The following is a 26,193-nucleotide window of genomic DNA, read 5'->3' on the forward strand; positions in this document are numbered from 1 at the left end:
CTACTTCGTCCTGAATCGTCGCCTTCTGGTGATAACCGACTCGTCGAGTCGATCGTTCATTGAAACGCGCTCGTCCGCAGGTTCAGTGGGCTGACGCCTTCGAACAAACCTGTGTGGCCGGGCGTGCGCACGGATCTCTTGAGCCGGCCGGCGCGCGACATTCCGCTGCTGCCGTGCCCCTACGGCAGCACAAGCGTCGACGTGCTGGACCTGCTACGAGGCCTGCCCCCGCAACCCTCGTCGGATCTACGACACTTCACCGTCGCCGTCGTATCTGGCCACGCCAGCCTTGCCCGTCGAGGCGGAGGACCGCCCAGAACGCCACGATCAGGGGCGACTACTGGATGCGAAGACCGTGAAATTGAGGCAACATTGAGACAGATCCCAAACGAGTGCATTCCGGTTCGTTCAACACCTTCGTGGGATTGGAAAGACATTCAAGCGGGCTTTTGGCAAAGATGAATCGTACGGTCGTGGAGGCCACCGTCAGCAAAGCAAGCAGAAAAGGGAGGCACTCTTTGCTCGCTGTAAGCTTTCCTTGTCTGAGGTAGAAGCCTATGTCTCTCCGAAGAAGGCGAGGTGGGCAGCCTCTAATTCATCTCAGCTTCGAAGACATCTCCTCATACCTGACGCTGAAGCGGCAAAGCGAGAAACCATTGGCGAGCCGATCAAAAATGAGAGATGATGTCGAGAGAAATCTTGCGGTCTTGATCCGCTTACATGAGACTTTTGACTGGGACGAGATCGCTCTGGCTTTGCGGGCGTATGGTGTTCTAGAGCTGTTTCCGTCCGGTTTGATTCGGGACGGTGTAGCGGTTTCGGTCGGGTTGTGATTCGGTGAGGGCTACCTTTGCGGGATGCCCCTGATGCCAAGAGCCCTGTCTGCGGACCTACGCGAGCGTGTTCTGGCCGCTATTGAGGCGGGCTCCTCCTGCCGCCAGGCGGCCGAGCGTTTCGGTGTCGGGATCGCGACGGCGATCCGCTGGCAAGCCCGCTTCCGGGCCGAAGGCGTGGTCGCGGCCAAGCCGATGGGCGGAGACCAGCGCTCCCGCAACATCGAGGCCCACGCGGAGATGATCCTGCAGGCGTGCGAGGCGGAGCCGCAGGCGTACCTGCGCGAGCTGCGTGAAAGCTTGCGCGAGAAGGGTGTCAGCACGAGCACGAGCGGGCTGCACCGCTTCTTCGCGCGCCACAAGATCAGCCGTAAAAAAGGGATCTGCACGCCGCCGAGCAAAGCCGTCCCGACGTGATGAAGGCGCGCGAGGACTGGTTCGAGGGTCAACTCGACGTGGACCCCGAGCGGGTCGTCTTTCTCGATGAGACAGCGGCGGCCACCAACATGACCCGCCGCCATGGCCGGGCCGTGGCGAGCGCTGCCGCATCGCGGTGCCGCACGGGCACTACAAGACCACCACGGTCACGGCGGCCCTGCGGGGAAGCGGTCCCTTTGCGATCGAACTGATGGACGGCGCCACAAACGGGGCGCGGTTTCTGGCCTACGTCACCGACATCCTCATCCCGGCTCTCAGGCCCGGCGACACGGTCGTGATGGACAACCTAAGCGCTCACAAGGTGAAAGGCGTGCGGGAGGCCATCGAAACAGCGGGGGCTCGCTTGCTCTACCTTCCGGCATACAGCCCTGACTTCAATCCCATCGAGAACGCCTTCGCCAAGCTGAAGGCCTTGCTTCGCACAGCGGCGGCCCGCACCGTCACGGATCTGCGCGTCGCCATCCGGAAAGCCTTCACCCGCTTCACCCCTGACGAGTGCCGTAACTACCTCGCCGCGGCTGGCTACGATGCCTACGACCCCACCTGATCGGAAATAGCTCTAGCCCGTGATGGTTCGACTTTGCCTGTCAAGTCCCTGACGAGTACAATATCTTCGCTTCAGAGAAAGAAGCGAGGTGGCGAGCGCGAAAATACTGACTTCAATATTTCCCATGTCGAGGAAAAAAAGATCGATGAGCGACCTCTTGGAAATACGCATGTCGAGCAAAGAGCTAAGACCACGTCGACAATCGTGAGACATGCTCTGTCCAATCGGCGAGACTCCGATGAAAAGTCAGAGCCTACGCTGGAGGAACAGCTCCGCGAGAGTGATTACCGTTCCTATGACAAATACATCGATCAGGAGGCGGAATGACGCGAGTTCTCTTCGTCGCGCAGGACAAGGGCGGTGTCGGTAAAACCACACTGGTGCGTGCGCTTATTGAGTTGGTGCCAGATCTGCAGATCTTTGAGGTCGACACAACGCGTCGCATGTTGGAGTTTGAGAAGAAAGCTAAGGACGGTGAGGCACGATTTTTTCGAGTTCGCGTCGATCCTGCTCAGATCGAGCGAACACGGGGTCGCGCTGCCGAGGAAGAGTTCGATGATGTGATCGAAGCCCTCTCCTGCGTCAAGAGGCCGACCGTCGTCGACATCGGCGCCAACACTTCGAGGTCCTTCTTCACAACACTCGTCCAGTACCTGGACGACTTCGCTCGAAAAGAAACCGAAATAGGTGTGTTGATCGTGATGACGGCGGAGCCGGGAGCCCTGGCTGAAGCCTTATGGCTTCGAAACTTCTGCGACGAAAACAAAGCATCCATGTTCGTTGTTGAAAATCGCGTTGGGGGCGATGTTTCCGAAACCCAGGCGGCCTCAATTGCAAAAGGTGGGTACATCAGTGTTCTGGAGAATCAATCTCTCAGGTCTGAGGCTGCAAAGTTTCTCGTAGCGCGAGGAATGCTGCATATACCGAGGATGAACGCTGAAGTGTTCGAGAAGGACCACGGTCTAGCTGCTGGACGGCGAATATATCTGTCGTTGGTTCGATTTCGGACTGAAGCCATGCAAGCCGTCGTACCCGCTGCAAACTGGTTGATGGACGAAATTTGAGGTGGTGGATGACCCGGGCACCAGCGGGCCCTATCAATGTGCGCCTAGCCGCCGCACGTCGCGAACTCAGATGGGCGGAAGCCAGAGTTCGGCGGTATGAGCGTCGGCGGGGCTGGTTGCTCGCTCTGTGCTTATGCTGTCCAATGATTTTCCTGTCCTCTGCTACAGCGCGTGACGAGGGCATCGGGCGGCTTACCGAGATCGTAGATGTGACGATATATTCCGCTGAGGGACTTCCTCTTCACGGAAAGGTCGGTGCTGGTACGGTGGTGACCATTGTGGCGAGGTGGAAATCAATGTCGGCGGTCGTTAGTAATCTTCGCTTCTACGGATACCGCTACTATTTCGCCAAGAATGAGTCGATACTCTTGATAGAGAGATAGAAACTCTGATGTATCGTTCCCTATATCGATAAAGCTGGAGCAAAAATATGGTCAAGCTGCCTCTCGCGCTTATTCAAGATGTCGGTTTTCAAGAAGACTGTAGGATATACTTCACTGCTGTGTATCGCACGCTGCTGTCCAAGACCGACGATAACACGACAGCCTCAAACTCAAATCCAGTTACGCATGGGCGTGACTGGGGTTTCATGCGACATGCGTCCATCCGGGATCATTACCTCCGGATCGAAAAACACGTTCGTGACGCCCTTTCTGCAAAGGATATGAAATCCGAGCATTTTGAGGAAGTTATAAGCGATATAGCAAGCTGGCCAATTCCAGTCGAGGATAAAATTCGGGCTCTTACATCGGGCCTTGAGAAAAGCTCCATTTGTGGTGACCACTTCATCGTAAACGTCGGATCGTTCAGGGTTGGAGCAGGGAAAGCGGTCAGAGTGAAGTTCGCTGACGGCGTCATTTGTTCGATCGACCAATCAGAATCAATCAACATCGATCGTGACTCGGGGCGAGACGGACGGGAGGCTGACAAAACGTTTATCGATCGCTCCGTGTTGGTTGAACATGGTTTCTCAGGATCGTCGACCAATCTCGTTTTCGCTCGTCGGAGCTCAAACTACCTTGTGGAAGATGTCGATCTGATCGGAGAGATTGGAAACGTCTGGACATCGTTAGCGCGATTGTCATTCCTGAATATTCCGGCGTTGAAATCTCGCATTCCACCGGCTGGCGCAGTCGAAATGCCGTTTATTGATGATGGGGCGGTCACACCCATCGGATTGCGATGGGACGGAGCTAACGAAAACATTCACTTTGGATTTCCACGGTCCTGCTACGACCTCGACGACCAGATGGTCTATGTCTTAGAGTCCGTCCGGGAAGTCAGGCTGCGCAACCTATGCGACGTAGCAGCATCATGACGGACGCAGCGTAGAGGAAGGCCTTTGCGGATGCGATTGTGGCCTCCGGATCCTTCCAGAGGCGTCGATTGCGGCTGATCCAGGCGAAGAAGCGCTCAACCACCCATCGCCGGGGGTGAACCACGAAGCCGACCTGCCCGGGTGGTTTGCGGACGATCTCGACGGCGATGAGCGTGGCGCTGTCCGGCTTGTCGCCGGCGTAGCCCGCGTCGGCGAAGGCCTTGGCGATGAAAGGATATGAACGGCGTGACTGCTTGAGCACCGGCACGGCCCCGTCGCGGTCCTGCACGTCGGCCGGCTGCGGGTCGAGCACCAGGGCGCGGCCGTCCGTGTCGACCAGGGCCGGCGCTTGCGACCCTTCACCTTCTTGCCCGCGTCGTAGCCCCGCGGACCGCCGCTCTCCGTGGTCTTCACGCTCTGGCTGTCGAGCACGGCCGCGGTGGGCGAAGCCTCTCGCCCGGCCCGCTCGCGATCCAGCATGACGAGATGGTGGTTGATGCCGGCGAACAGGCCCTCATCGCGCCACGCGCTGAAGTAGCCGTACACCGTGCTCTTCGGGGGCAGGTCCTTCGGCAACAGGCGCCAGGGAACGCCGCCCCGCAGCACATAGAAAATGCCGTTCACAATCTCCCGCAACGACCACAGCCGGGGCCGTCCGAGCGGGTTGCCGGGCGGCAACAGCGGTTCGATGACGGCCCATTCGGCGTCGGTCAGATCGGTTGAGTAGCGGAGTTCGGAGCGGCTATGCTGCTCGCGGGTGGCCGGGGTCCACATGGCGGTTCCAGATCAGGTTTCAGCACCCTCCTGGAATCATCTCAGCCCCGGCCACTCAACCCCACGTGCCCTTATCGGACGGACACTCAGGGCTGCTTGATGATACGGCTCGTTCTCTCACTCGATATTCTTCGTCCAGAACATTTATCGGTCTGCGCCTGTTGACGCTCGCGCGACAGTCTTCAGATCCGTTCGTAAGGTCGATGCTCTTCAAGCGCAGTGTTGAGTTTCTAGCTCCTCGAGAGTTCCTTGAAAGAGGGGGTGACATTTGGCTTTACATGAAAACTGTGCTGAATATCAGTGACGCCGATGAACCTAAAATAAGAAAGGAGCTGTTCTATCTCGACGAATCAATGAAGCCTACAGCGCCTGTGAAGCGTTCGCTCGCCCTGAGGCAGGATGTCAATCGCTTTCAGGATATCGTCGAGCAGATATATCTAGATCGGCTTTCAAAATACCTTCCAAGGCTGCCAGATCAGGATGCAGATAGTAGCATACCAGCATAGCTGAGTGTCCGTCCGACGAGAGCATGTGGGGTTGGGCGGGCGGGGCTGAGATCATTCTGGGAGGGTGCTCAAACCTGATCTGGAACCATCACGGCACCCTGATCACCCGTGAGCAGCATAGCCGCTCCGACCTCCGCTACTCAACCGATCTGACTGACGCCGAGTGGGCGGTCCTCGAACCGCTGTTGATGGCGCAGCGGGCGATCCTCCTGTTGCTGGAGCCGATCTACGAGGCGGACTTCTTGCCGTGCTCGTACGGCTCCCAGTCGGGACGCTCGGCCCACGATGCCCTCGTGCTCTGCGCACGGGGTTCATGGAGCAGGGGCTCCGCTGGGTGGTGGGCGTCGAGGTATCGAGATATTTCGACATTGTCCATCACGGGCACCTGCGAGGCTTTCTCGACCTACGAGTCACGGACGGCGTCGTCCGGAGAATGATCGAGAGATGGCTGAAGGCGGGGATGCTCGACAAGCGCGTCCTACGCCGTACGATGGGAGGCAAGCCGCAGGATGGTGTGATCTCGCCCCTGCTCTCGAACATCTACCTGCACCACGTGCTGGACAGATGGTCCGAGACTGGGGCGCGGCCGTACCCACGGGGGCATTGCCTGCAGGTCCGCTACGCCGACGATGCGGTGATGGCGTTCGAGAACCACGCAGCCGGCATGCAGATGCTGGCCTTGTTGGGCGAGCGGCTCGGGCGGCACGGGATCACGCTCCATCCGACCAAGACCCGCCTCGTGGGTTTTTGGTTTCGGCGCCCGCAAGGGTGCCATCCGATAGCAGCGGGAACGACGTTCGACTTCATCGGCTTCACCCATGAGGGGGGAAATCGCGCAAGGGCAGGAACGTCGTCGCTCAGGTGACGGCCAAGGACCGTTACGCGCGGGCGCTCGCGTCCGTGAACGGTATGCCTACGGCGAGGGACGCGGATGTCAATCGGCGTCGAAAGTTGACCCCCTATCGGCATCCAATATTGGCACTGGCGCAAACTTGGTGCAGCAGGCGGTGAATCCCGAGTGACTCCAGCGGCGTAGGCGCTTTGGCCAGGGAGGGCCGGATCGCATGTCGCATCGAACTGTGCCGCTCAAGCTTGCCCCGGCCGGGCTCGTCGTGGACCGCCATGAGATCGGCGCGGCCGGGATCACCGTTCACGCACACAGCGCATCACCGACGAGTGACTGTCCGGCATGTGGTCTCGCGTCTTCCTCGGTCCACAGCCGCTATGGTCGATCCCTCGGCGATCTCCCGGCCCATGGTCGACGCCTCAGGATCCGTCTGTCTGCCCGGCGGTTCCGATGCCGCAACGCCGCCTGCGAGCGCCAGGTGTTCACGGAACGCTTCGCCCACGACCTCATCCAGGCTCACGCGCGTCGCACATCGCGCCTCGACGTCCTCACCCACGCGATCGCCCTCGCGCTGGGCGGCCGCCCCGGGGAGCGGCTTGCCGAACGCCTGTCCATGCCGGTGAGCGCCGACACGCTGCTGCGTGTCCTACGCCGGCGCGCGATACCGACGCCATCCGACGTCCGCGTGGTCGGCATCGACGACTTCGCCTGGCTCAAGGGTCAGCGCTATGGCACGGTCATCTGCGACCTCGAACGCCGACGCACCATCGACGTCCTGCCGGATCGGGAGGGCGGCACCGTCGCGGCTTGGCTCGCGGCCCATCCTGGCGTCGAAATCGTGTGTCGAGACCGCGGCAGCGGCTTCCGCGAGGGGGCCACGAAGGGCGCTCCCCAAGCGCTGCAGATCTGCGACCGCTGGCATCTGCTCGAGAACGCCACGGCCGCTTTTGTCGAGGCCGTGAAGCGGCACATGGGCGATCTCCGTCGCGCCATCACGGGCGGCGACATCGATCCCGAGGTCCTCAGCTCGACTTTACGCATTTCAGGCAGCGCGGCACAGTGTGTCGATCCACCGGTCGAGGAGGTCGGGGTGAATTTTGACGGGGTCTCGGCTGGGCGGGGACGTTGATGAAATCTGCGGCCACCATAACGCGCGGCGGACGTCGGCGAGCGCGTCGCTGAAGGTTGGCAGGCGTTTGTCGTACCAAGCTGCGGTCTGTGGGCGGATCGGTCCGGCCCGGGTGTGCAGCTCGTGTGCCCAGAGCGTGACGAGGGAGTACAAGGCGAGCAAGGCAGGTGTGGTGCGCAGGATGGCCTTGTCGGACCATTGGCGCTGGGTCTCGACGCCGAGGTGCCGGCGGACCTCCTGGAAGGTGGTCTCGATGCGCCAGCGCATGACGAACCGCGTGAGGATCGCCTCGGCGGTGAGGTCGGCGTCGGTGCACAGGAACGCCTGCGCGTCACGGGTGCCGGACGGATCGCGCACCAGCACCCAGCGGATCGGCTGGGGCGGCAGGCCGGCCTTGGACCAGAGCGCCGTGGCCGAGGTGTATTCGAGCCTGCAGGTTTGGCCGCCGTACCATTCGGTCAGCGTCACCTTTGTCCAGACGGTGGCCGGGTCGCGCAGCACGGCATCGAGCTTGGGCACTCGCTTTCCTTTCAGGGCGGGGCGGCCGCGCCGGCCTGGAACGCGCGCGGGGGCGGGTTCGAACAGGTTGGCGTCGAGGCGCAACCGCGTGATCAGGGTGACGTGGCGGCGCACGGCGGCGATGAGGTCGAGCGCGGCGAAGCTGCTGTCGGCCACCACGGTGACGCGGCGGCTCCCCAGCCAGCGACTGCTCTGCAGGATGGCCTGACGCGCCCAGTCGGTCAGGGTCTTGTGGCGCTGGCGATGCGCCTCGCTCCAGCGCTCCGAGGGGGCCAGCACGGTGAGAAAGGGCAGCGCCCAGCGCCGGCCCGCGAAGGGGACCGGGAGCATGACGGCCAGCACGAGCCAGCGCAGGCCGCTGGTCTTGACGAAATGGCCTTTGGACGAACGGACGGGGTCACGATAGATGCCGCGCGCCGCGATCTTCGGCCCCCATCGTCGCTCCACGGTGTCGTCGATGCCGATGATCACCTCGCCGTCCGGCGACAGCACGGCGACGAGGTGCCCGAGCAGCCTGCGCGCCACGTCGCGCGCATCCCACCGCGCCCGGCTCAGGACGTCGTGGTATCGACCGAAGCCGGGTTTTCCGGCCAGTCCCATCACGCGCAGGGCTTGCGTCACGGTTCGTCCGCCGGGCGACAACACCGCACCGGCCACCAGCACGAGGACTCGGGTCCAGACTGGTGCAGTGAAGCACGGGCGCAGTACGGTCAGCCATGTCGACAAGATCGCTGGCACAGCGGAAAGGTCGGAAGGGGGGCGTTGGCGATGGGGTCTCATCCCGGCCGTAGAATCGCATCGCCGTTGTTCAGCAAGCCCTGCATCCAGCCCATCAGAGCGCAAACGGTCCGTGACGGGACCAGTCCCTCGGAATATCCTGCGCCGCCATGGACGACGACGTCATCATGCGCATCGCGCAGTTTCGAAGCCCGCGTGGTTCTCTCGTGGCCGAGCGGCGCAACCGGGGCTACACGCTCTACGATGCGCGGTCGGGCACACCCGTCGCCCGCCTGCGACCGGCAAAACCCGACGGCCACTTCGAAGTTCTATACTGGTCCCTGTGGAAGGAGCGCTGGTCCTCGACCGGCCCCTTCGGCAGCACTATCCTCGCCCTCGACGACGCCCTCACCTGCATCGCAGCCGAGGACATCTTCTGGGTCAGCACCTGATGCGCCTCCAAAAATGCGGAAAGTCGAGCTCAGCTCGGCCGAGAAGGTGCAATGGGCGGGATGGAAGCGCCGCGACGAGGTGAACGGCACCGTGAGGTCCCTCAAGAGCCAAGGACACAGCATCAAGGGCATTGTCCGGGCCACCGGCGTGTCGCGTCAGACCGTAAGGCGCATCCTGGCTGGCACCCGGGAGGACGTGTTCCGCTCGCGCTCGACCACGCTCGACCGGTGGAGTGACAAGCTTTGCACCGAGTGGGACGGAGGCTGCCGGAACGGGGCCGAGCTATGGCGGCGCCTGCGCGATGCCGGGTTCGGCGGCAGCCAGCGCGTGGTGACCGAGTGGGCGACCCGCAGGCGTCGCGCCGCACAGGCCTCGGCCGACCGACCCGCCCCCGTCACGCCGTTACCGCCTGCTCGCACCATCGCCAGGCTGCTGACGTCCGAACGCGACTGCAGGTCGGCCGAAGCCTTGCGCGTCAGGGTCGCCGTCGAAACGACCTCCCCTAAGATCGTCGCGGCCCGCAACCTCCACGATCGTTTCAAGACCATGGTGGCGGCGAAGAAGACGGACGATCTCACGTCCTGGCTACGGGACTCGCAAGGGAGCGAGTTGGCCTCTTTCGCTTGATCACGTCCGTCAAGATGGTGTAGTTTGGTCGGGTGTTCACCGCGGTCCCCTGACGGGCAATCAGGCTGCGATGTGGGTCAAGGCCGTCGGCTCGTCGGCGCGGCCGGCCATGGTTTCGAGCGTCATGTAGCGGTGCTGGAGCTGCCACTCATCGTTCTGTTCGAGCAGGACCGCACCGACCAGTCGCTTGATCGATTCCTCGTTGGGAAAGATGCCGACCACGTCGGCGCGCCGCTTCACCTCCTTGTTCAATCGTTCGATGGGGTTCGTGCTGTGTAGCTTCGGCCAGTGCTGTTTGGGAAAGCTCATGAAGGCGATCACGTCAGCTTCGGCCTCGTCCATCAACTCCGCCAGCTTGCGGATGCGGGGACGCAGCTGATCGGCGACTTGGCGCCGGTCTTCGACGCCGCAGCCTGGTCAGCCTGCATGAACACCGTCCGGATCGCGGCAGCTACCATCTGATGCTGAGGCTTGGACACATGAGCCAACGCGTTCCTCATGAAATGAACTCGACACCTTTGCCACGTTGCTTGGAAGATCTGCGCGATGGCGGCCTTCAAGCCTTCGTGCGAGTCCGAGATGACCAGCTTGACACCCTTCAGGCCGCGCTTCTCCAACCCGCGCAGGAACCCGAGCCAGAACGTCGCTGCTTCCGACGGGCCGAGGCCGAGCCCCAAAATTTCCCTGCGCCCGTCGGTGTTCACCCCCGTGGCGATTATCGCCGCCACCGACACGATGCGCCCGTTCTCGCGCACCTTCAGATAGGTCGCGTCCAGCCACAGGTAGGTCCACTCGCCCTCGATCGGCCGCTCAAGGAAGGAGTTCACGCGGGCGTCGATGCCCTGCAAAGCTCCGACACCTGGCTCTTCGAGATCCCGCTCAGCCCCATGGCCTGAACGAGGTCGTCGACCTTGCGGGTCGACACGCCCTGGATCCAGGCCTCCTGGATCACCGCCACGAGCGCCTGCTCGGTCGTGCGGCGCGGCTCCAGGAAGCCGGGAAAGTACGAGCCCTTGCGCAGCTTCGGGATCTTGAGATCGAGCGTTCCCAGCCGCGTGTCGAAGGCGCGGTGGCGGTACCCGTTGCGCTGCGTGGTGCGCTCCTCGTTGCGCTCGTAGCGGCCGGCGCCGATCTGGCCCTCGACGTCAAAGGCCATCAGCCGTCCCAGGACCTCTTCGGCCAGCTCCTTCATGAAATCGCCTCCGCCGCGCTTCAGCAACGCGTCGAGAAGTGGCAGTGTGTCATCGGTCATCGTGCTCTCCGGTTCGTGTCGCTGGTCAGCAACCCGACCCTACCAGGGGGCACGGTGATCACCCAGGAGAGCGGCGGCCTCCGCTATGGGCGGAGCTCCGCCCGCCGCTCTCGACCCAAAATCTCCACCACTCGATCGGACGCTACCTTTCGCTTTGGGGATCATGGACGACGAGGATGCCGTGCGGGCCGCCATCGTCGAACTCTGGTCCAACGGTCAGACGGAGGGACAGGTCACCAAGCTGAAGCTCGTTCGCCGCCAGATGTACGGCCGCGGCAAGATCGACCTTCTGCAAGCTCGCATGGTCCAGTCGGGGTGAAAACGACCGCCGATCAGCACCAAGTTTGCGCCAGAGCCAAAATTCCACGCCTAATCACACTCACAAGGCGGCCCTCGCCGGAGGCATACCCAGAAGAGCACGCTGGCCGTGGCGATCCGTTACGCGACGTCAGGCTGGGACGGGCTGACGCTCTACGCCGACGACGGCCGGGTGGAGATGGATTCCAACACAGTGGAGCGCTCGATCCGGCCCCTCGCCCTCACCCGCAAGAACGCCCTCTTCGCCGGCTCCGATCGGGGCGGCCAGACCTGGACGGTGATCGCCTCGCTCGTGGAAACCTGCAAGCTGAACGGCGTGGACCCGCAGGCCTACCTCCGCGACGTGATCACCCGCATCGTGGGCGGCCATCCCCAGAGCCGGCTCGACGACTTCCTGCCTTGGGCCTATCCGACCATCCCCGGGCTCAAGGCCGCCGCCTGAGCCAGCCGGCGCTCTGCTTCATCAGGCAGCCCGACGCAACGTGGGCTCGGCGCCCCGCTTACGGAACAGGCGCTTGGCCAAAAACTTCGACAATCTCGCCTCCACCCTGCTGCCCTTCGCCACGCTCGCTGCCATCCAGTTCGGCATCCGGCGACTCGCGCGGCCGTAGGCTTTTGGGTCAGGGTCTTACTGAATACTGCGCACGGAAACGAAACGACACGGGATTTAAAAAGAAATTGAGTGCTCGATGATTGCTGATACGTATTGATTTTGCAGCCAGCATTAGAATTGATCATAGATGTTACGATGCATTGGGTTACGGCTTTCAATGATAATATTACCTTTTCTCCCGCGACTGATTACTTACAGCGTCGGTGAGCGACCAATTGATAGGTAAGCTATTCGCTTAAACTCTTGGCGCGCCTTAGTTACGACATCTAGAATTATTCCTGTAAAAATTGCAAGCCATCCGATCATGACAAGGCCAACGCTGAGTACAGCAGTCGGTAGGCGAGGAACAAGTCCAGTCTCAAAGAAAGTTAACACCACAGGAATTCCGAGTGCGACCCCAAATAAGCCGATCAATGCCCCTAGCGTGCCAAAAAACCCGAACGGTCTTTCGTCTTTGACTAGACGTGCGATAAGTAGGATAATACGAACACCATCCCTGTAGGTGCGCAGCTTGCTGATTGAACCCTTCGGTCTATCTTTGTAAGCTGCGCAAATCTCATGCATTGGCATGCGCATCTCTAGTGCATGTACTGTCAGTTCTGTCTCAGTTTCGAACCCGCTAGACATGGCGGGGAAGGATTTCACAAATCGGCGCGACATTACCTTATAACCGGATAGCATGTCAGATGTATCGCGTCCGAAGAAGGAGCGAACGGTTTGCGTGAGAACCTTGTTTCCTATTCTATGACCTCTGCGATAGACCTCTGTATCGGTCGGTTTCCTGGCGATGTTGACGAAGTCATAGCCGTAGATCGTCACAAGTTTGACAGCCTCGGCAGCAGCGGCGGGATCATAGGTGTCGTCGCCATCAACCATGACGTAGCAGGCCGCATCCACATCAGCGAACATACGTCGAACAACATTACCTTTGCCTTGACGCCGCTCCAATCGAACGACCGCACCGGCCGACCGAGCGATGTCTGCCGTCCTGTCCGACGAGTTGTTGTCGTAAACGTATATTGTTGCTTCAGGTAGGGCGCTTATGAATCCCCTGACGACTTGACCAACGGTCAAAGCTTCGTTGAAACAGGGTACCAGCACCGCGACATTTCTGTCGAGCTTCGAAAGTGAGGGGACGGCATTAGGAATGGAGTTCAACACTTGTTGCCCGCCATTAATGAGGTCTGGATCCATGCTCGTCGCTCTGATGTGGATCTTGGGAGATGTGGCATTGACTGGGTTTCCGGCTCAGCCTGTTAATGGCTTTCAGAAGCCGCCTTACTCATGGAGTCATAAAAGGTAGCAATCGTGAAGCGAGGCGCGATCACGACTGATTACCGTCATCTAGCTGTCAACAGCCAGGGCAGGATTGCACCTGCTTCCTATCGGCCGATGGATTTCTGCTCTTAACAGCGGTGGACTCACCACTTTGGAAACCAAAATTGTTCCAACGTGACGACGGGTCAGGGGCAGGACGGGCCCAGTACCACCATAGAGCCAGGCTGCTGATTCCGGAATTTTTGGAACGCTGCGATGAGAGGACGTTCGAGCTTGCGGTGTAAGCACACGGCGAGCAACAAAGACATCGGCGCCGACAACATGACCGCAAATGCCGAACCAATTCCATAGGGTGTCAGCACGAGGATGCAGAGGTTCGCCACGGTGCAGTGCACGAGATAGAGCGGGTAAGATACGACTCCGAGTCGGCCGAGCGTGCGGACGATGGAACCGTCGCCCGCCCCCCCGTGGGCCGCGATCCACAGCGCCACCGTCATGGCCAAGGCGGCGGTGGCGTAGGCCGCCCCGGACACCTGGGCGAAGTCGTCGCGACCGAAAAGGGTCATGCCGAGCGCGGCCGCGACCGCGATGCGCCCCAGCGTGCCAAGGCAACCTCTTCGGAAACGATGGACCATGGCGCCGAGCACGAAGAACGGTGCGAACTGCGGCGCCACTGTGATATAGCCGAGTTGGGCCAGCGGATGCCCATCGTCGAAGCCGAGCGGGCCCGGGATCGTCAACCGATATAGCAGCGCGAAGGCCAGCCAAGCGAGGGCGAAAACCTCCATGCGGGCGAAGGCACCGGCGGCGAGCAGACCCGCGACGAGGCCGTAGAACGTGATCTCAAAGGCCAGAGTCCAATAGGGATTTGTGATATTCGGAACGTCGACGAAGGATTGGAGCATGGTGACGTTGACCAGGACCGCCTCGACGCCGTACTTGCTCACTGGCAGGACGTAGAGCGCCGTCAACGCCACGGAGGCGAGGTAGGCAGGGTACAGCCGCACGGCCCGCGCCAGCACGAAGCGCGGCACCGACGGGCTGCGCTCAGCCACCAACCCGATGACGAAGCCACTGATCATGAAGAACAGCTCCACTCCGAGCATTCCGAAGCGGAAGATCTGCGCGTTGACGGGAGTGCCGAAGCCGATATGTTCCCAGTGGAACAGGCAAACTGCTAGGGCGGCGAGGCCTCTTAGGGCATCGACGTTGGCGAGACGGGCGGGAGCCGTGTCGCGCCCAGGCAGCATCATGGCGGTGATCGAGGGCTCGTGATGCAAGGCTGCGCTCCGTTGGCGAACGACTTTACCGCTGCGCTAAGCCACCCGCAATCCGTCGCCCCCCCGCACCGCGCCCGTCTCGACGGCGTGCAATACCTGCGGGGCCTAGCTGCCGTCACGGTTGCGATGTCACACCTCGTCGGGGACATCGCCTACCACGGCGGGCCGGAACTGATCCCCCGTTATTACGTCGGCGCCGCCGGGGTGGACCTGTTCTTCGTCATCTCCGGTTTCGTGATGATCCACACCGCGGCGGATCGCTTCGGCACTCCCGGGGCGGCTGCCGATTTCCTGCGCCGCCGCATCGTCCGGGTCATACCTCTCTATTGGCTCGCAACCTTCGCCTATTGCCTCATTCAGGTGGTCCAGGGGAAATGGGATGTGGTGCGGCCCGACCTCGTCGCGAACTCCCTAGTGTTCTGGCCCTACAGCGACGCCAACGGGCTGCGCCTGCCCGTCTACAGCATCGGCTGGACGCTGAATTTCGAGATGATGTTCTACGCCGTCTTCGCGCTCGGAATGTCATTCCGCCGCTCAGGGCTGGTTCTTGTGGTGGGAGGGCTGATCGGCCTCGTTGTGCTCGGGACGATCGTCGATCTGCCGCAGCCGCTGCGCTTCTGGTCCGCCCCTATCCTGCTCGAATTCGTCATGGGGATCGGGCTCGGCCTCGCCTATCGTCGCGGCCTGCGCCTCACCCGCGTCCAGGCCGTCGCGACGGTCCTGATCGCCGCAGCGATGATCGTCGGAGAAACGCTGGCGGGATTCAACGCCGTGCCCAACGTCCCGGAACACTTCCCGCGCTGGATCGCCTGGGGAGCACCTTGCGCGCTCGTCTTTGCCGGCACGGTGCTGCGGGCTGACCCGTCGCTCGCTCCCCGCCCGTGGCTGCTCCGGCTCGGCGCCTCCTCCTACGCCATCTATCTCGTCCACCCCCTCGTGCTCATAGCGATGCGCCCGCTCCTCCCGCGTTGCGCCGCGCTAATGGGGGAACCGCTGGGCAGCCTCCTCTACGTGCTCCTCGCGGTCATGATGGTCGGAACGATCGCGATGGCTCTCCACGCCGGGTTCGAAAGGCCGTTGATGCACCGCCTGTCGACGGGGCTCCCGAGGCGTGGACGTCCGGTCCTTGCGCCAGGTTCTGTGGTCTCGGGATGACGGATCCTGAAGAGCCGTGAGGTATCGAGAAAAGACCGGACCCCGCTTCGCGCATCCCATACTCATCGTCCTGCACGTCCTCGAAGCGGGTGATGGCGCAGCCCGACTGAACCTCGCGGGTGCCTGCGCTCATGGGCGGCGACCCGTCGGTTCCGAGCACGTCGTCCTCCGACGCTGCGATGTCGACATGGAGCGCTCACGGCACCGCCCGCTGGCGCTCGCCCCTCAGGATCGACACCACCGCCTCGCCTTCAACCAGAGCCGGCATTCGGCGGCACGCCATCCAGGGTCCCGGAGCGTTCACTAACCCGGCGAGACCGCGTGAGATCGTCGTTCTCCATCAGCAAGGCATGGTCATCGATGCTGTCAAGGAACCAGCCGTTCGCTCCCGCTGCAGATCTGAAAGCGCGGCGAGCCTTCGGGACAGGAGATCGGTACGCCCTTGCGGCGCTGGCGACCGCCCTCGTGGTTGCGGCGCTCATCGTGGATCCGCGAGGCAACTTCCCGCTGAACGACGACTGGTCGTTCGCGACATCGGCCCGTCGTCTCGTCTTGGAGCATGACTGGAAGCCCAGCTTCTGGGGAAACATGTCCCTGGTCACCCAGTCGCTGTCGGCGTGGCCGCTTTGTTACGTCGGGGCGTGTTCGTATGAAGGTCTGCGCGCTTCGACCTTTGTTGCGGCCGTCGTTCTGCTCGTCGTGGTCCATCGTGGCATGAGGCTCGTGGGAGCCTCGTTGTTTCAGGCCGGTATCGGCGCCGTCATCACGGTCTTCAACCCGGTCCTGTTTGAACTCTCTTTCACGTTCATGACGGATGTGTTCTTCGCCGTCATCACGGGTGGCGCCGCGCTGGCTTTCTGTTTGCGCCTCCAGACCGGATCGCGCTTCATGGGAGTCCTTGGGACTGCCCTCGCCGTGACCTCTGTTCTGTGCCGCCAACTGGGGCTCTGTCTGCCGCTGGCCTTCGCGGTCGCCTCCTTGTGCAGCTCGGAGCGTCGATGGAGGTCGATACTCGCTTCCGTGCTGCCTGCGCTGATCGGTGCTGCCGCCCTTCTAATCTACGAAGGCTGGATGAATTCGACCAGAAGAACTCCTGGTCTGTACTACGTGAAAAACGAGCAGCTGGTGCAGATCCTGAAGCAGCCTGCGCTTCTAGCGCAGAACGTCTTCCTCAACGGTGCGATCGTCGCACTCTACATGGGCCTCTTCATCGCCCCGCTGACGTTCGCGCTGAAACTTCCCGCCCCGGCGATCGACGTCCGCCGCGGACCGAGATGGCTTCCAGGCACGGTGGCCTCCGTTGTGACCGCGACAGTGTTCGCCGTCGACACCATCGCTTTCGGTCTCATGCCGATCAAAGGCAACATTCTTGTGACCCAGGGGCTCGGGCCCTTGACCCTTCGCGACGTGCACCTTCTTCACCTACCTCAGATTCCGCCGCTCCCGCTCACGTTCTGGGTCCTTGTCACGGCGGTCAGCGCGGTTGGCCTCTTCAGATTGAGCTACGTCGTCGCGGTCTTCGCTCAGCGTCTCTTCGGCCGAGGGCTCACGAGGCTCGATGGAAAAAATTCGGTCGCTCTGTTCCTCTTTCTGAGCGTCGGAAGCTATTATGCTCCGCTATTGCCAGCGAACGTTTTCGAGCGTTACACGGCCGTGGTGATGCCGCTGCTGTGTTTCTTCTACATGCGTGTGGCGGTTTGCGACAGGAACGCCGCGTTCCCTCGCGGCGCAGCGGGATCGCTCGTCCTGCCTGCGATCCTAGCGGTCGGTATGGTCGTGTTCGCGGTATTGGGAACTCACGACTACATGAGCTGGAACCGGGCGCGTTGGCGCGCCATCGCGCTTCTGACCGGTTCGGGGCCGGCCAACGCCGCCAACCTCGATGGAGGCTTCGAATACAACGGCGCCGCTTTCGACGCCGATCCTCATCCCGTGTCCGCAGACAAGAGCTGGTGGTGGGTCGCCGACGACCGCTACCTGATCAGCTTCGGGCCCGTCGACGGCTATCGCGAGGTCGCAGCCGTCCCGTACCGCAACTACCTGCCGCCCGCGCGACGGTCCATCTACGCTTTGGAACGCCGATGAAGGCCGCAGCGGGACCGCGCATCCGGATAGGGAGCATTCCGACCCGAGCGGGGCTGCGCGTTTACAGGCCAACAGCCATGCCCTAGACCATCAGCATGCCCGAAAGCCTGCTGGAAACGAGGCTCGCTCCCGAGCCGATGCCGCCTGTCCCTCGCGCTGGTTCGCCGCAGGCGGTCGACGAGGCAGCGGAAGGGCGGCCCCAGCATAGCAACTCGTTCGATGCGATTCGCATGGGTGCGGCCTTCTGCGTGTTCTATAGCCACGAATTCGGGATGGCGGGCTACGTCGAGCCACCCCTTGGGCCGCTGGGCATCACACTGTCGAGCACGGGCCTCTACATCTTCTTCGGCCTCAGCGGCTACCTGGTCTTCAAGAGCCTGGATCGGGATCCGCGGGTCGCGAGGTATCTCGCGGCTCGCGCCTTGCGCATCTTTCCCGCCTGGATCGTCTGCATCCTGGCGTGCGCGGCCCTGGGGGCGTGCGTGACGAGCCTCGGCGCGGGCGCGTTTTGGAGGGATCCGCAGACGCGGGCCTTCCTGCTGCACAACCTGCCGATCGTGTCCACGCCGACGCAGTTCTACCTGCCGGGCGTCTTCGCTTCCGCTCGCTGGTCCGCCGTCAACGGATCGATCTGGACGGTGAAATACGAGCTGCTCTGCTACCTCGCCCTGCTCGTGCCCTACAAGCTGATCCCGCCCTCATTGATGAGCCGTCGCACCTGGCTCACGGTCGCGGGGCTCGCCCTACTGGTCGCCTATGTCCACCACATAACCACGACGCCCAACCCCGTCCCGGAGGTCTTCTTCTCGCAGTACAACGCCTTCAACGTCCTGCGCTTCTTCCTGACTTTCGCGGCCGGGGCGCTTTACGCCGCCTCGGAACCCTTGAATGAACGCGCCCGCCTCGCCGCCCTGCTGATCCCCGGCGGGCTGATCACGTTCGGGCCGTCGCCGGAGATCGCCCGGGCCGGCATCATCCTGCTCCTGACACTGCTCGTGATCGAACTCGGCAAGAGCCGTCTCCTGTTCAGCCGGACCTACCGGCGGATCGGCGACCTTTCCTACGGGACCTTCCTTTACGCCTATCCGATCCAGAACCTGATCACGACGGAGCTGTTCGACGGGACCAATTTCGCTTTCGTCGTGGCCCTGTCCACCGCCGCCATCCTGTGCTGTGCCTTCGTGTCCTGGAGGTTGATCGAGCGTCCGGCCCTGCGCCTGAAATGGTGAAGCCCGGGCCGCCGGCGGCGATGCGGTCGCGCCGGCGGAGGGCCGATCACTGCACCGCGGCGCTGAGCACCCCTGTGGACCGCAGGTGCTCCTCGCGGATCTTCGCTCCCGCGTCGTCGTAGACAAAGGGCAGGAAGGCGTAGCGCCGTCCGTAGGTGACCTCGCTGACGGCATGGAGGATGGCGGCCGGGAACACGACGGCCCAGCCCGGGGGCGCCTTGATGCCGCGCGGGTTGTATTCGGGGAAACTCACCTCGCCCCCGTCGAACTCGCCGTTCAGGTTGATCGAGACCGCGAAGCGCCGGTGTGCTGTGGCCCCGGGGCCGTTGTCGCGGTGCGGGCGGAAGTGCCCGCCGTCCTCGGCCGCGTAGCAGCCCACGATGTAGCGCTCCATGCGGGTGATCTTCATGAAAAACAGCTTTTCGATCTCCGGCAGGACGCGCCGCTGGAAGATCGATTGGATCTCCGTCTTGAGCGGCCCGTCGTCCAGTGTGTGGTCCTTGCGGCGCTTGAAGGCGGCGTCGATCACGTGCGTGCCCTGCCGGTACACACCGGACTCGTCACCTCCATGCGCGTCGTAGAGGCCGATGAGGCGCCGCCGCAGCCCTTCGTCGAACACGTTCGGCAGCACCAGCACGGGGGCGGGCCGCTCGAAGTCGGTGAACCGGTAGGGGTGGGGCAGTCCGCGCAGGTAGGCGAAGACGGCGTCGTGGTCGGCGGGCTCCGCCGTCAGCGGGAACACCTTGAGGACGTGCAGCGACGGGTCGACGACGATCCATTGCGGGCGGAAGCGCAGGGGCTCGCCCCGCGGCTCGTCGGGCGCCGCGCCGCAGGCCCGGCTCGCGGAAAGGTCGAAGTCCCACAACACGTAGGTTTGCGGCGGGTCCTCGACGACCCGCCGTCCTTCGCGGTCGCTCGGGTCGATGCTGACGCCGAAGAAGCAGGCCCGGTCGAGGTCGAAGGCCGAGCGATGCCGGGCGACCGCCTCCATGGCGCTCCGGCCGCGCGGGTCGGCGGTCGAACCGAAGAAGCAGAGGACGAGGTAGCGCCCGGCGAACTTGTCGATGCCGACCAGCGCGTTCTCGCCATGGGCCTGCTTCACCCAGGGGCAGGGATCGCCGGCACCGAGGGAGCGGAACGGGGCGGGAACTTGTGACATGCCGAAAAGATCCGGAGCTGTGATCCGTGCCGAGCGATGCCCCCGGCCCGAACCTGAGTCAACGCTCATTCGCCCCGCCAGCGCTCAGCCTTGATAGCCGAGGCCGAAGTGTGTAGGCGCATGCCAGCCTCGCGCGGCCGCGGGGTCAACCCGGCGATGCGCCCGGCCGCGCCCGCGAGATCATGTCCAAACTCACCTATCTGTTCGTTCATCAGAACATGCCGGCGCAGTTTCTCCACCTGTGCCGCCACCTCCGCGCGCGCGGCCATCAGGTGGTCTACGTCACCAAGAACAAGAAGAACCAGCTCAGCGGCGTCGGCAAGGTCGTCTACGAGACGACGCGGCCCCCGAAGCCCGACACCCACGTCTATATGAAGAGCCTGGAGGACGGCGTCCTCCACGGGCAGGCTGTCTACCGCACGCTCGACGCCCTCAAGGGCAAGGGCCTCAAGCCCGACATCGTCATCGGCCACGCGGGCTGGGGCGAGACGCTCTTCGTCAAGGACGTCTTCCCGAACGTGCCGCTGCTCAACTACTTCGAGTTCTACTACAACGCGCGCGGGCAGGACGTCGGCTTCGACACCGGCACCCCCGTGGACGTCAACACCGCCCTGGCGCTGCGCGTCAAGAACGCCGTCGCGCTTATGTCCAACGCGAGCTGCGATTGGGGGCTGACGCCGACGCAGTGGCAGTTCTCGACACATCCGCCGGGCTTTCAGACCAAGATGTCGGTGATCCACGAGGGCATCGACACGGACGCCATCAAGCCGGACCCGAAGGCTACCTTCCGCACCGAGAGCGGCAAGGTGCTGCGCGCCGGCGACAAGGTGGTGACCTACGTGGCCCGCAACCTCGAGCCCTACCGCGGCTTCCCGACCTTCATGCGCGCCATCCCCGAAATCCAGCGCCGGCACCCCGACGCCGAGATCCTCATCGTTGGCATGGATGGGGTCAGCTACGGCACGCAGCTGCCCGAGGGCGACAGCTACAAGAAGCGCATGCTGGAGGAGGTGTCCTTCGACGCGAGCCGCGTGCACTTCACCGGCTACCTGCATGGCGACGACTTCCGCCGCATCATGCACGTGTCGGCGGCGCACATCTATCTCACCTATCCCTTCGTTCTGTCCTGGTCGCTGATGGAGGCGATGGCGAGCGGCTGCCTCATCGTCGGCTCGCGCACCGCTCCCCTGGAGGAGGTGATCGTCGACGGCGAGAACGGCGTGCTGGTCGACTTCTTCGATCCGCTCGCCCTGGCCGAGCGCGTGTCGGACGTGCTGGCAAATCCCAAGCGCTTCGCGCCGATGCGCGTCGCCGCGCGCGAAACGATCGTGGCCAACTACGACCTGCGCTCGGTCTGCCTGCCGCGCCAGCTCGCCCTCGTCGACAACCTCATGCGGTCGAAGACGGGGCGGGGCTTCTGACATGGCGAGGAAGCGCATCCGCTACATCCTGCGCTCCTTCCCCAAACCCTTCGGCGGCCCGCTGCAGATCCGGCTGCACGTCCGCGCCCTGACGGAGGCGGGCTACGACGCCGCCATCGTGACCAACAGCACGGACGACGACCGCTTCTACGATGTCGCCGCGCCGAGCGTCCTGAATCGCGACTACGCGATCTCGGCCGACGACGTTTGCGTCATCCCCGAGGGCTGGCGCGACCACTTCCTCCGCTTCCGGGACGAGCCGGCGCGCAAGGTCTGCTTCTGCCAAAACCAGTTCTACCTGTTCCGCACCTTCCGGGACGACGAGGACTTCGCGAGCTTTGGGGTCGACACGGTCATGTGCTGCAGCCGGCAGGTCGCCAACCACGTCGAGCGCCACCACGGCGTCAAGGACGTGGCGGTGGTGCCCTGCGGGATCGAGGTGCCGCCTGAAGCCCCGGCCCGGAAGGCCCTCGCCATCAGCTTCATGCCCCGCAAGGCCGGGCTCGACGCCGGCTTCGTCCGCGACCTGTTCCGGCGGCGCAACCCCAACATGGTCCGCGTGCCCTGGGTGCAGATCGACGGGCGGCCCCACGCCGACGCCATGGCGCTGATGGGGCGCACCGCCATCTTCCTGTCGCTGTCGCACCGCGAGGGTTTCGGCCTGCCCCCGCTCGAAGCCATGGCGCGGCGCACGCTGCCGGTGGGGTTCCACGGGCAGGGGGGCCTCGAATATGCCACGCCGCGCAACGGCACCTGGATCGCCGAGGGCGACCTTCCGGGCTGCGCCGACGCCCTCGCGGATGCCGTGCGCCTCGTCCACGCGGGCGCCCGCGAGGTGGCCGACAAGCTCGACGAGGGGCGCGCCACCGCGGCGCGCTACCGCATGGACGCGATGCGCGAGCGGCTCCTCGCCTTCTGGTCCGAGCGGGTGTGAGGGCGCGTCGTGAGGGTGCTGGTCTGCGTCGCCCATTACGTTCCCCGGTCGGGGCCCCGCCACCGCATCGAGGGCTCCAGCCAGGAGAGCCCTGACGCCCGCGCCGTCACCGTGACCTTCTGCCTCCGGCAATGGTCCAGCCTGGTGGCCCGCCGCCACTTCCTGCTCGGCACCGATTTCGACCTCGACCCGGAGATGGCGGGACTCGTCGAGCCGGTCGAGAACGCCGTCTCGGGGTCGGTCTACGTCTGCGTCAACGGCGACAACCACCTCCTGGACCAGTTGTCCTCCGTCAAGGTGCACACCGTCCGGCAACCGGTCGGCAACCCCCGGCATCTGCCCTACGTGTGCCGGCAGATCTTCGTGCGGTTCCTGGGCGACTACGACCTCTTCGTCTACGCGGAGGACGACACCGTCCCCCTGGACCCCGGCTTCTTCGCCAGATACGCGGCCTTCGACCGCGAGTTCGGCCCCGCCTTCGTCCTGCTGCCGAACCGCTACGAGCTTTTCTCGGCCGGCGCGCACAAGGTCTACCTCGAATTCCCGTCCCCGAACGGCTACCGCGTCGCCTCGCCCGAACCGGGTCCCGCGATCCTGACGATGCGGGACGGGACCGAGCTCGAGCGTACGAACAGCCCCTATGCGGGCTGCTTCGCGGTCACGCGGGAGCAGCTCCGCGCCTGGGCCGCCATGCCCTTCTTCGACGCCCCCACGGCCGAGTTCGACGCCAACGTGCTCGAACAGGCCATGATCCCGATGTTCGGGCGGCGGCCGGTCTACCGGCCGTCCCGCCGCAACGTGAGCGCGCTCGAAGTCCAGCACGTGTCGGGGCGCAACAGCCACGCATCCACCCCCGGCAACCGCCTGATCGGGCACCTGAACGGCACGATGCCGGATTGACAGACGATGGCCCGGTCACCGCTCCGCCGGGCGATCGAACGGATGTGAGGAAATGCCATGAGGGTCCTGCTCTGCATCGCCCATTATTTTCCGGTCTCGGGCGAGCGCCACGCGATCGAGGGGTCCAGCCAGGACGGCCTGGAGAAGCGGAAGGAGATCGTCGTCTCCTGCATCCGGCAATGGTCGAGCCTCCTGGCCGAACACGAGTTCCTGCTCGGCTCCGAGGGCGACCTCAGCGAGGGCGTCAACAACGTCGTGGTGAAGCGCCCGGCCGAGATCCACGGCGACGTCTTCCTCTGCACGAACCAGGACAACCACGTCTTCCACGGCGAGCGCGTCGTCAACTTCAAGAGCGCGCAGGAGCGGTTGGGGCACGCCCGCCACCTCCCCTACCTGTGCCGCCGCGTCTTCATGGAATATCGGGACCGGTACGACCTCTTCGTCTATGCGGAGGACGACACCGTCGCCCTCGATCCCGAGTTCTTCCGCAAGATCCTGGATTTCTACGCCGAGTTCGGCGACCGCTACCTCCTGCTCCCCAATCGCTACGAGCTGTTCTCGGGCCGGTCCTTCAAGGTCTACCTGGAGAACGACTCGCCGGAAGGCTACCGCGTCGCCTCGCCCGAGCCCGGCCCCGACCGCCTGACGACGCGCCGCGGGGCCGAGCTCGCCCGGACGGACAGCCCCTACGTCGGATTCTACGCGGTGACGCGGGCGCAGCTCCGCGACTGGTCCGCCATGCCGGCGTTCAGGGTGCCCACGACCGATTTCAACGCCAACGACCTCGAACAGGCCATGGTGCCGATGCTGGGCCGGCGGCCGATCTACCGGCCGTCGCGGCGCAACATGGCCCACCTCGAAGTCCACCACGTCCCCAACCGTGCCTGCCACGCCCGCGTGCCGCGCACCCGGCTCATCGCCTCGATCGAAGGGCGGGATGCCTGAGGCATCGACGAAGGCGCCCCGCCCTTACGCCTTCGGTTTCAGGTGCAGCCACACCTCGTTCATCCGACCTTCCCAGGTCACCAGCCAGCGCGTGAAGGAAGGCGACTGCGCCAGCATCGGCTCGTCGACCTCTTTCACCTTCTGCCGGTAGATCGTCACGTCGTGCGTGGCCGCGAAATGCGGGATGATCGCCTCCTCCGTGGTGGTCGCTCCGTGTTTGTGCGCCTCCACGATCATCTCGGCCCGCGCGAGCCTCTCGGCCGGCAGCGCGCACAGGAGGTCGATTTCCCCGCCGTCGATGTCGACCACGAACAGCGTTTCGCCGTCGGCGAGCCCGGCCATCTCCTCAGGCGTGCAGAACTCCCGCTGCTCAACGCGGTCGGCCACGCCGTTGAGCTCGGCCGCCTGTCGGCACCGCCTCTGCGCGGCTTCCGACGTGTCGTAGGCCAGCGTGCGGATGTGCGGGTGAGCGAAGGGGCAGCCCACGGCGTAATAGCCCTCGGCGCTGCCGACATCGACGACGCGCCGGAAACGTCCGAGGTCGGCGAAGAGGTGCGCGATCTCCGATTCGTAGGTGCCCAGGATCTTCGGCGTCAGCACGGAGCCGAGCTGCACGGGGATCAGCCGCATCCCGGCGAAGGGACCCTTTCGCACCGTGGGCCCGAGGCGCACCGCCATCGTGTGCGCGAGGCATTCGAGCTGGAACCACCGCGACAGCGAGGCCACCGTCTGCATCTCGCGTGACCCGAAGTCCGGCTTCGACACGAGGTCTCGGATCATGCCTCCTAACTCCTCCGCGCGCTCGCGCTCGCTCCACCCCGGCATCCCGATCCTTTCCTCACTCGCGGGGCCAGCTTAAGGGTGCGCGCCGACCGGGGCCAGGGGGCGCGGTGCGGGACGGGGAGCGGACGGCATGAAGTTGCTCATTGCGACGCCGGCCTACGGGCGGCAGGTCACGGTCGATTACCTGCTCAGCGTCCGCGACCTCGAAGCCTCGTTCCGCCGCGAGAACATCGCCAGCGACGTCGCCTTCACGCTCGGCGCTTCCCTGCCGCGCAGTCGCAACGCCCTGGCGAGCCGCGTGCTGCACGACGCCAGCTACACGCACCTCCTGTTCGTCGACAGCGACATGAGCTTCCGCCCGCAGGCGGTGGCCAAGCTGGTGCGCTCCGGCGAGCCCTTCTGCGGCTGCATTTGCCCCGCCCGCCAGCTCGACTACGGGCAGATCCAGGCCGCGGCGCGGCGCATCGCCGACCCCGTCACGGCACGCAACGTCGGGCAAACCTACGTCTGCCTCGACAACGTGATGACGGTCGATGGCCCAAACGGCCGCGTTCCGGTCGAGCGGGGCGACCTCGTCCGCGTCGACCGCATCGGCTTCGGCGTCACCTTGATCCACCGCTCCGTGCTGGTCGCCCTGCGCGACGCCTTCCCGGAGTTGCTGATGCGCGGCGGCGCGGACCGCAACTACGTCGCGATGGGGGCTCCCTACGACATCCTCCAGGTCTTCGAGTCCGCGGCGGACCGGGAGGGCCGCTTCATGGGCGAGGACCTGTCCTTCTCCCTGCGCTGGACGCAAGGCTGCGGCGGCGAGATCTGGGCCTGCGTGAACGAGGAGATCGGCCACGTCGGGGAGGCGCGGTTCGTCGGCCGGGCGGCGGACCGGCTGCGCGATGCGGGATGAGCGGCCCTAACATTGACGTGTTTCGGAATCGTTAGGCGCCCCGACTTTTGCAAATGTTGAGTTGCGGCTGTTGCGCCTCCACCACATCAACCGAGACATGCGCGTGCAGTCCTCAAGAGCCTTGCGAAATCGTTGGGCGTCCGGTACGAGCAACTAGCGATCTTCCGA

At 63.9% G+C, this 26,193-nt stretch carries 20 protein-coding genes and 5 pseudogenes; 18 read left to right on the top strand and 7 right to left on the bottom strand.

Annotation, left to right across the window (positions count from 1 at the left end; genetic code table 11):
* Positions 1–866 precede the first annotated feature (866 nt).
* From L7N97_RS19110 to L7N97_RS19120, 3 genes and pseudogenes are all read left to right on the top strand, one after another.
* Positions 867–1,818: pseudogene (locus L7N97_RS19110) on the top strand (IS630 family transposase).
* Between the two features lie 323 nt (positions 1,819–2,141).
* On the top strand, positions 2,142–2,882 hold the full coding sequence (locus L7N97_RS19115; RefSeq protein WP_237479878.1) for a P-loop NTPase family protein: 741 nt from the start codon (positions 2,142–2,144) through the stop codon (positions 2,880–2,882).
* A 430-nt stretch (positions 2,883–3,312) separates the two neighbouring features.
* On the top strand, positions 3,313–4,200 hold the full coding sequence (locus L7N97_RS19120) for a hypothetical protein (protein WP_237479879.1): 888 nt from the start codon (positions 3,313–3,315) through the stop codon (positions 4,198–4,200).
* Here the strand turns inward: L7N97_RS19120 and L7N97_RS19125 are convergent.
* Positions 4,163–4,974 (bottom strand): IS5 family transposase gene (locus tag L7N97_RS19125; protein ID WP_428980972.1). Its coding sequence is split into 2 segments (ribosomal slippage): positions 4,163–4,542 and positions 4,542–4,974, totalling 813 coding nucleotides; the frame shifts between segments, so codons are not numbered across the junction. The two genes, L7N97_RS19120 and L7N97_RS19125, sit on opposite strands and share 38 nt — an antisense overlap.
* 583 nt (positions 4,975–5,557) lie before the next feature.
* Here L7N97_RS19125 and L7N97_RS30070 point away from each other — a divergent pair.
* The 3 genes and pseudogenes from L7N97_RS30070 to L7N97_RS19135 form a co-directional block, all read left to right on the top strand.
* Positions 5,558–5,668, top strand: a pseudogene (locus tag L7N97_RS30070) (transposase); the annotation flags it as partial.
* 125 nt (positions 5,669–5,793) lie between these two features.
* Positions 5,794–6,345 (top strand): reverse transcriptase domain-containing protein, encoded by a 552-nt coding sequence (locus tag L7N97_RS19130; protein WP_237479880.1) that lies wholly within the window; start codon positions 5,794–5,796, stop codon positions 6,343–6,345.
* Between the two features lie 199 nt (positions 6,346–6,544).
* A complete protein-coding gene (locus L7N97_RS19135; protein ID WP_237479881.1) occupies positions 6,545–7,456 on the top strand; it encodes an ISL3 family transposase in 912 nt (303 codons plus the stop codon).
* Here L7N97_RS19135 and L7N97_RS19140 read toward each other — a convergent pair.
* On the bottom strand, positions 7,370–8,755 hold the full coding sequence (locus L7N97_RS19140; RefSeq protein ID WP_237479882.1) for an IS701 family transposase: 1,386 nt from the start codon (positions 8,753–8,755) through the stop codon (positions 7,370–7,372). The genes L7N97_RS19135 and L7N97_RS19140 overlap by 87 nt on opposite strands.
* Before the next feature lie 107 nt (positions 8,756–8,862).
* Between L7N97_RS19140 and L7N97_RS19145 the strand changes: the two genes are divergently transcribed.
* Together L7N97_RS19145 and L7N97_RS19150 are read left to right on the top strand one after the other, a co-directional pair.
* The gene (locus L7N97_RS19145) at positions 8,863–9,144 is read left to right on the top strand and encodes a hypothetical protein (RefSeq protein WP_237478198.1); all 282 of its coding nucleotides are present in this window, start codon (positions 8,863–8,865) and stop codon (positions 9,142–9,144) included.
* Between the two features lie 13 nt (positions 9,145–9,157).
* On the top strand, positions 9,158–9,772 hold the full coding sequence (locus L7N97_RS19150; RefSeq protein ID WP_237479883.1) for a helix-turn-helix domain-containing protein: 615 nt from the start codon (positions 9,158–9,160) through the stop codon (positions 9,770–9,772).
* Between the two features lie 60 nt (positions 9,773–9,832).
* Here the strand turns inward: L7N97_RS19150 and L7N97_RS19155 are convergent.
* Positions 9,833–11,024 (bottom strand): annotated as a pseudogene (locus L7N97_RS19155) (IS256 family transposase).
* A 148-nt stretch (positions 11,025–11,172) separates the two neighbouring features.
* Here L7N97_RS19155 and L7N97_RS19160 point away from each other — a divergent pair.
* Together L7N97_RS19160 and L7N97_RS19165 are read left to right on the top strand one after the other, a co-directional pair.
* Positions 11,173–11,343 (top strand): annotated as a pseudogene (locus L7N97_RS19160) (ISL3 family transposase); the annotation flags it as partial.
* A gap of 87 nt (positions 11,344–11,430) precedes the next feature.
* Positions 11,431–11,784 (top strand): annotated as a pseudogene (locus L7N97_RS19165) (transposase domain-containing protein); the annotation flags it as partial.
* Between the two features lie 363 nt (positions 11,785–12,147).
* On the opposite strand, the gene L7N97_RS19170 reads toward L7N97_RS19165, so the two are convergent.
* Together L7N97_RS19170 and L7N97_RS19175 are read right to left on the bottom strand one after the other, a co-directional pair.
* Complete coding sequence (locus tag L7N97_RS19170; protein ID WP_237479884.1) at positions 12,148–13,149, bottom strand: glycosyltransferase family 2 protein; 1,002 nt, start codon at positions 13,147–13,149, stop codon at positions 12,148–12,150.
* A gap of 269 nt (positions 13,150–13,418) precedes the next feature.
* Positions 13,419–14,513, bottom strand: a complete 1,095-nt coding sequence (locus L7N97_RS19175) for an acyltransferase family protein (protein WP_237479885.1) — start codon at positions 14,511–14,513, stop codon at positions 13,419–13,421.
* Positions 14,514–14,525: 12 nt separating this feature from the next.
* Here L7N97_RS19175 and L7N97_RS19180 point away from each other — a divergent pair, with 12 nt between their 5' ends.
* From L7N97_RS19180 to L7N97_RS19190, 3 genes are all read left to right on the top strand, one after another.
* Positions 14,526–15,668 (top strand): acyltransferase family protein, encoded by a 1,143-nt coding sequence (locus tag L7N97_RS19180; protein WP_237479886.1) that lies wholly within the window; start codon positions 14,526–14,528, stop codon positions 15,666–15,668.
* 321 nt (positions 15,669–15,989) lie between these two features.
* A complete protein-coding gene (locus L7N97_RS19185; protein WP_237479887.1) occupies positions 15,990–17,753 on the top strand; it encodes a hypothetical protein in 1,764 nt (587 codons plus the stop codon).
* 137 nt (positions 17,754–17,890) lie between these two features.
* Positions 17,891–18,982, top strand: coding sequence for an acyltransferase family protein (locus L7N97_RS19190; protein ID WP_255721692.1), 1,092 nt, complete (start codon positions 17,891–17,893; stop codon positions 18,980–18,982).
* Positions 18,983–19,028: 46 nt separating this feature from the next.
* Here L7N97_RS19190 and L7N97_RS19195 read toward each other — a convergent pair whose 3' ends face one another.
* Positions 19,029–20,141 carry a 2OG-Fe(II) oxygenase gene (locus L7N97_RS19195; RefSeq protein ID WP_237479889.1) on the bottom strand — a complete coding sequence of 371 codons (1,113 nt, stop codon included), beginning with the start codon at positions 20,139–20,141 and terminating at the stop codon, positions 19,029–19,031.
* 182 nt (positions 20,142–20,323) lie between these two features.
* Here L7N97_RS19195 and L7N97_RS19200 point away from each other — a divergent pair, with 182 nt between their 5' ends.
* Genes L7N97_RS19200 through L7N97_RS19215 form a run of 4 tightly spaced genes read left to right on the top strand, consistent with a single transcriptional unit; the run spans position 20,324 to position 24,341 of the window.
* Positions 20,324–21,562, top strand: coding sequence for a glycosyltransferase family 4 protein (locus L7N97_RS19200; protein ID WP_237479890.1), 1,239 nt, complete (start codon positions 20,324–20,326; stop codon positions 21,560–21,562).
* A gap of 1 nt (position 21,563) precedes the next feature.
* A complete protein-coding gene (locus tag L7N97_RS19205) occupies positions 21,564–22,496 on the top strand; it encodes a glycosyltransferase (protein WP_237479891.1) in 933 nt (310 codons plus the stop codon).
* Positions 22,497–22,505: 9 nt separating this feature from the next.
* Positions 22,506–23,396: a hypothetical protein gene (locus L7N97_RS19210; protein ID WP_237479892.1), complete on the top strand. Its 891-nt coding sequence runs from the start codon at positions 22,506–22,508 to the stop codon at positions 23,394–23,396.
* A gap of 57 nt (positions 23,397–23,453) precedes the next feature.
* Positions 23,454–24,341 carry a hypothetical protein gene (locus L7N97_RS19215; RefSeq protein ID WP_237479893.1) on the top strand — a complete coding sequence of 296 codons (888 nt, stop codon included), beginning with the start codon at positions 23,454–23,456 and terminating at the stop codon, positions 24,339–24,341.
* A gap of 24 nt (positions 24,342–24,365) precedes the next feature.
* Here the strand turns inward: L7N97_RS19215 and L7N97_RS19220 are convergent, their stop codons facing one another.
* Positions 24,366–25,121 carry a hypothetical protein gene (locus L7N97_RS19220; protein ID WP_237479894.1) on the bottom strand — a complete coding sequence of 252 codons (756 nt, stop codon included), beginning with the start codon at positions 25,119–25,121 and terminating at the stop codon, positions 24,366–24,368.
* 133 nt (positions 25,122–25,254) lie between these two features.
* Between L7N97_RS19220 and L7N97_RS19225 the strand changes: the two genes are divergently transcribed.
* A complete protein-coding gene (locus L7N97_RS19225) occupies positions 25,255–26,025 on the top strand; it encodes a hypothetical protein (protein ID WP_237479895.1) in 771 nt (256 codons plus the stop codon).
* Positions 26,026–26,193 lie beyond the last annotated feature (168 nt).

It is taken from the genome of Lichenibacterium dinghuense (assembly GCF_021730615.1).
Taxonomy (GTDB): domain Bacteria; phylum Pseudomonadota; class Alphaproteobacteria; order Rhizobiales; family Beijerinckiaceae; genus Lichenihabitans; species Lichenihabitans dinghuensis.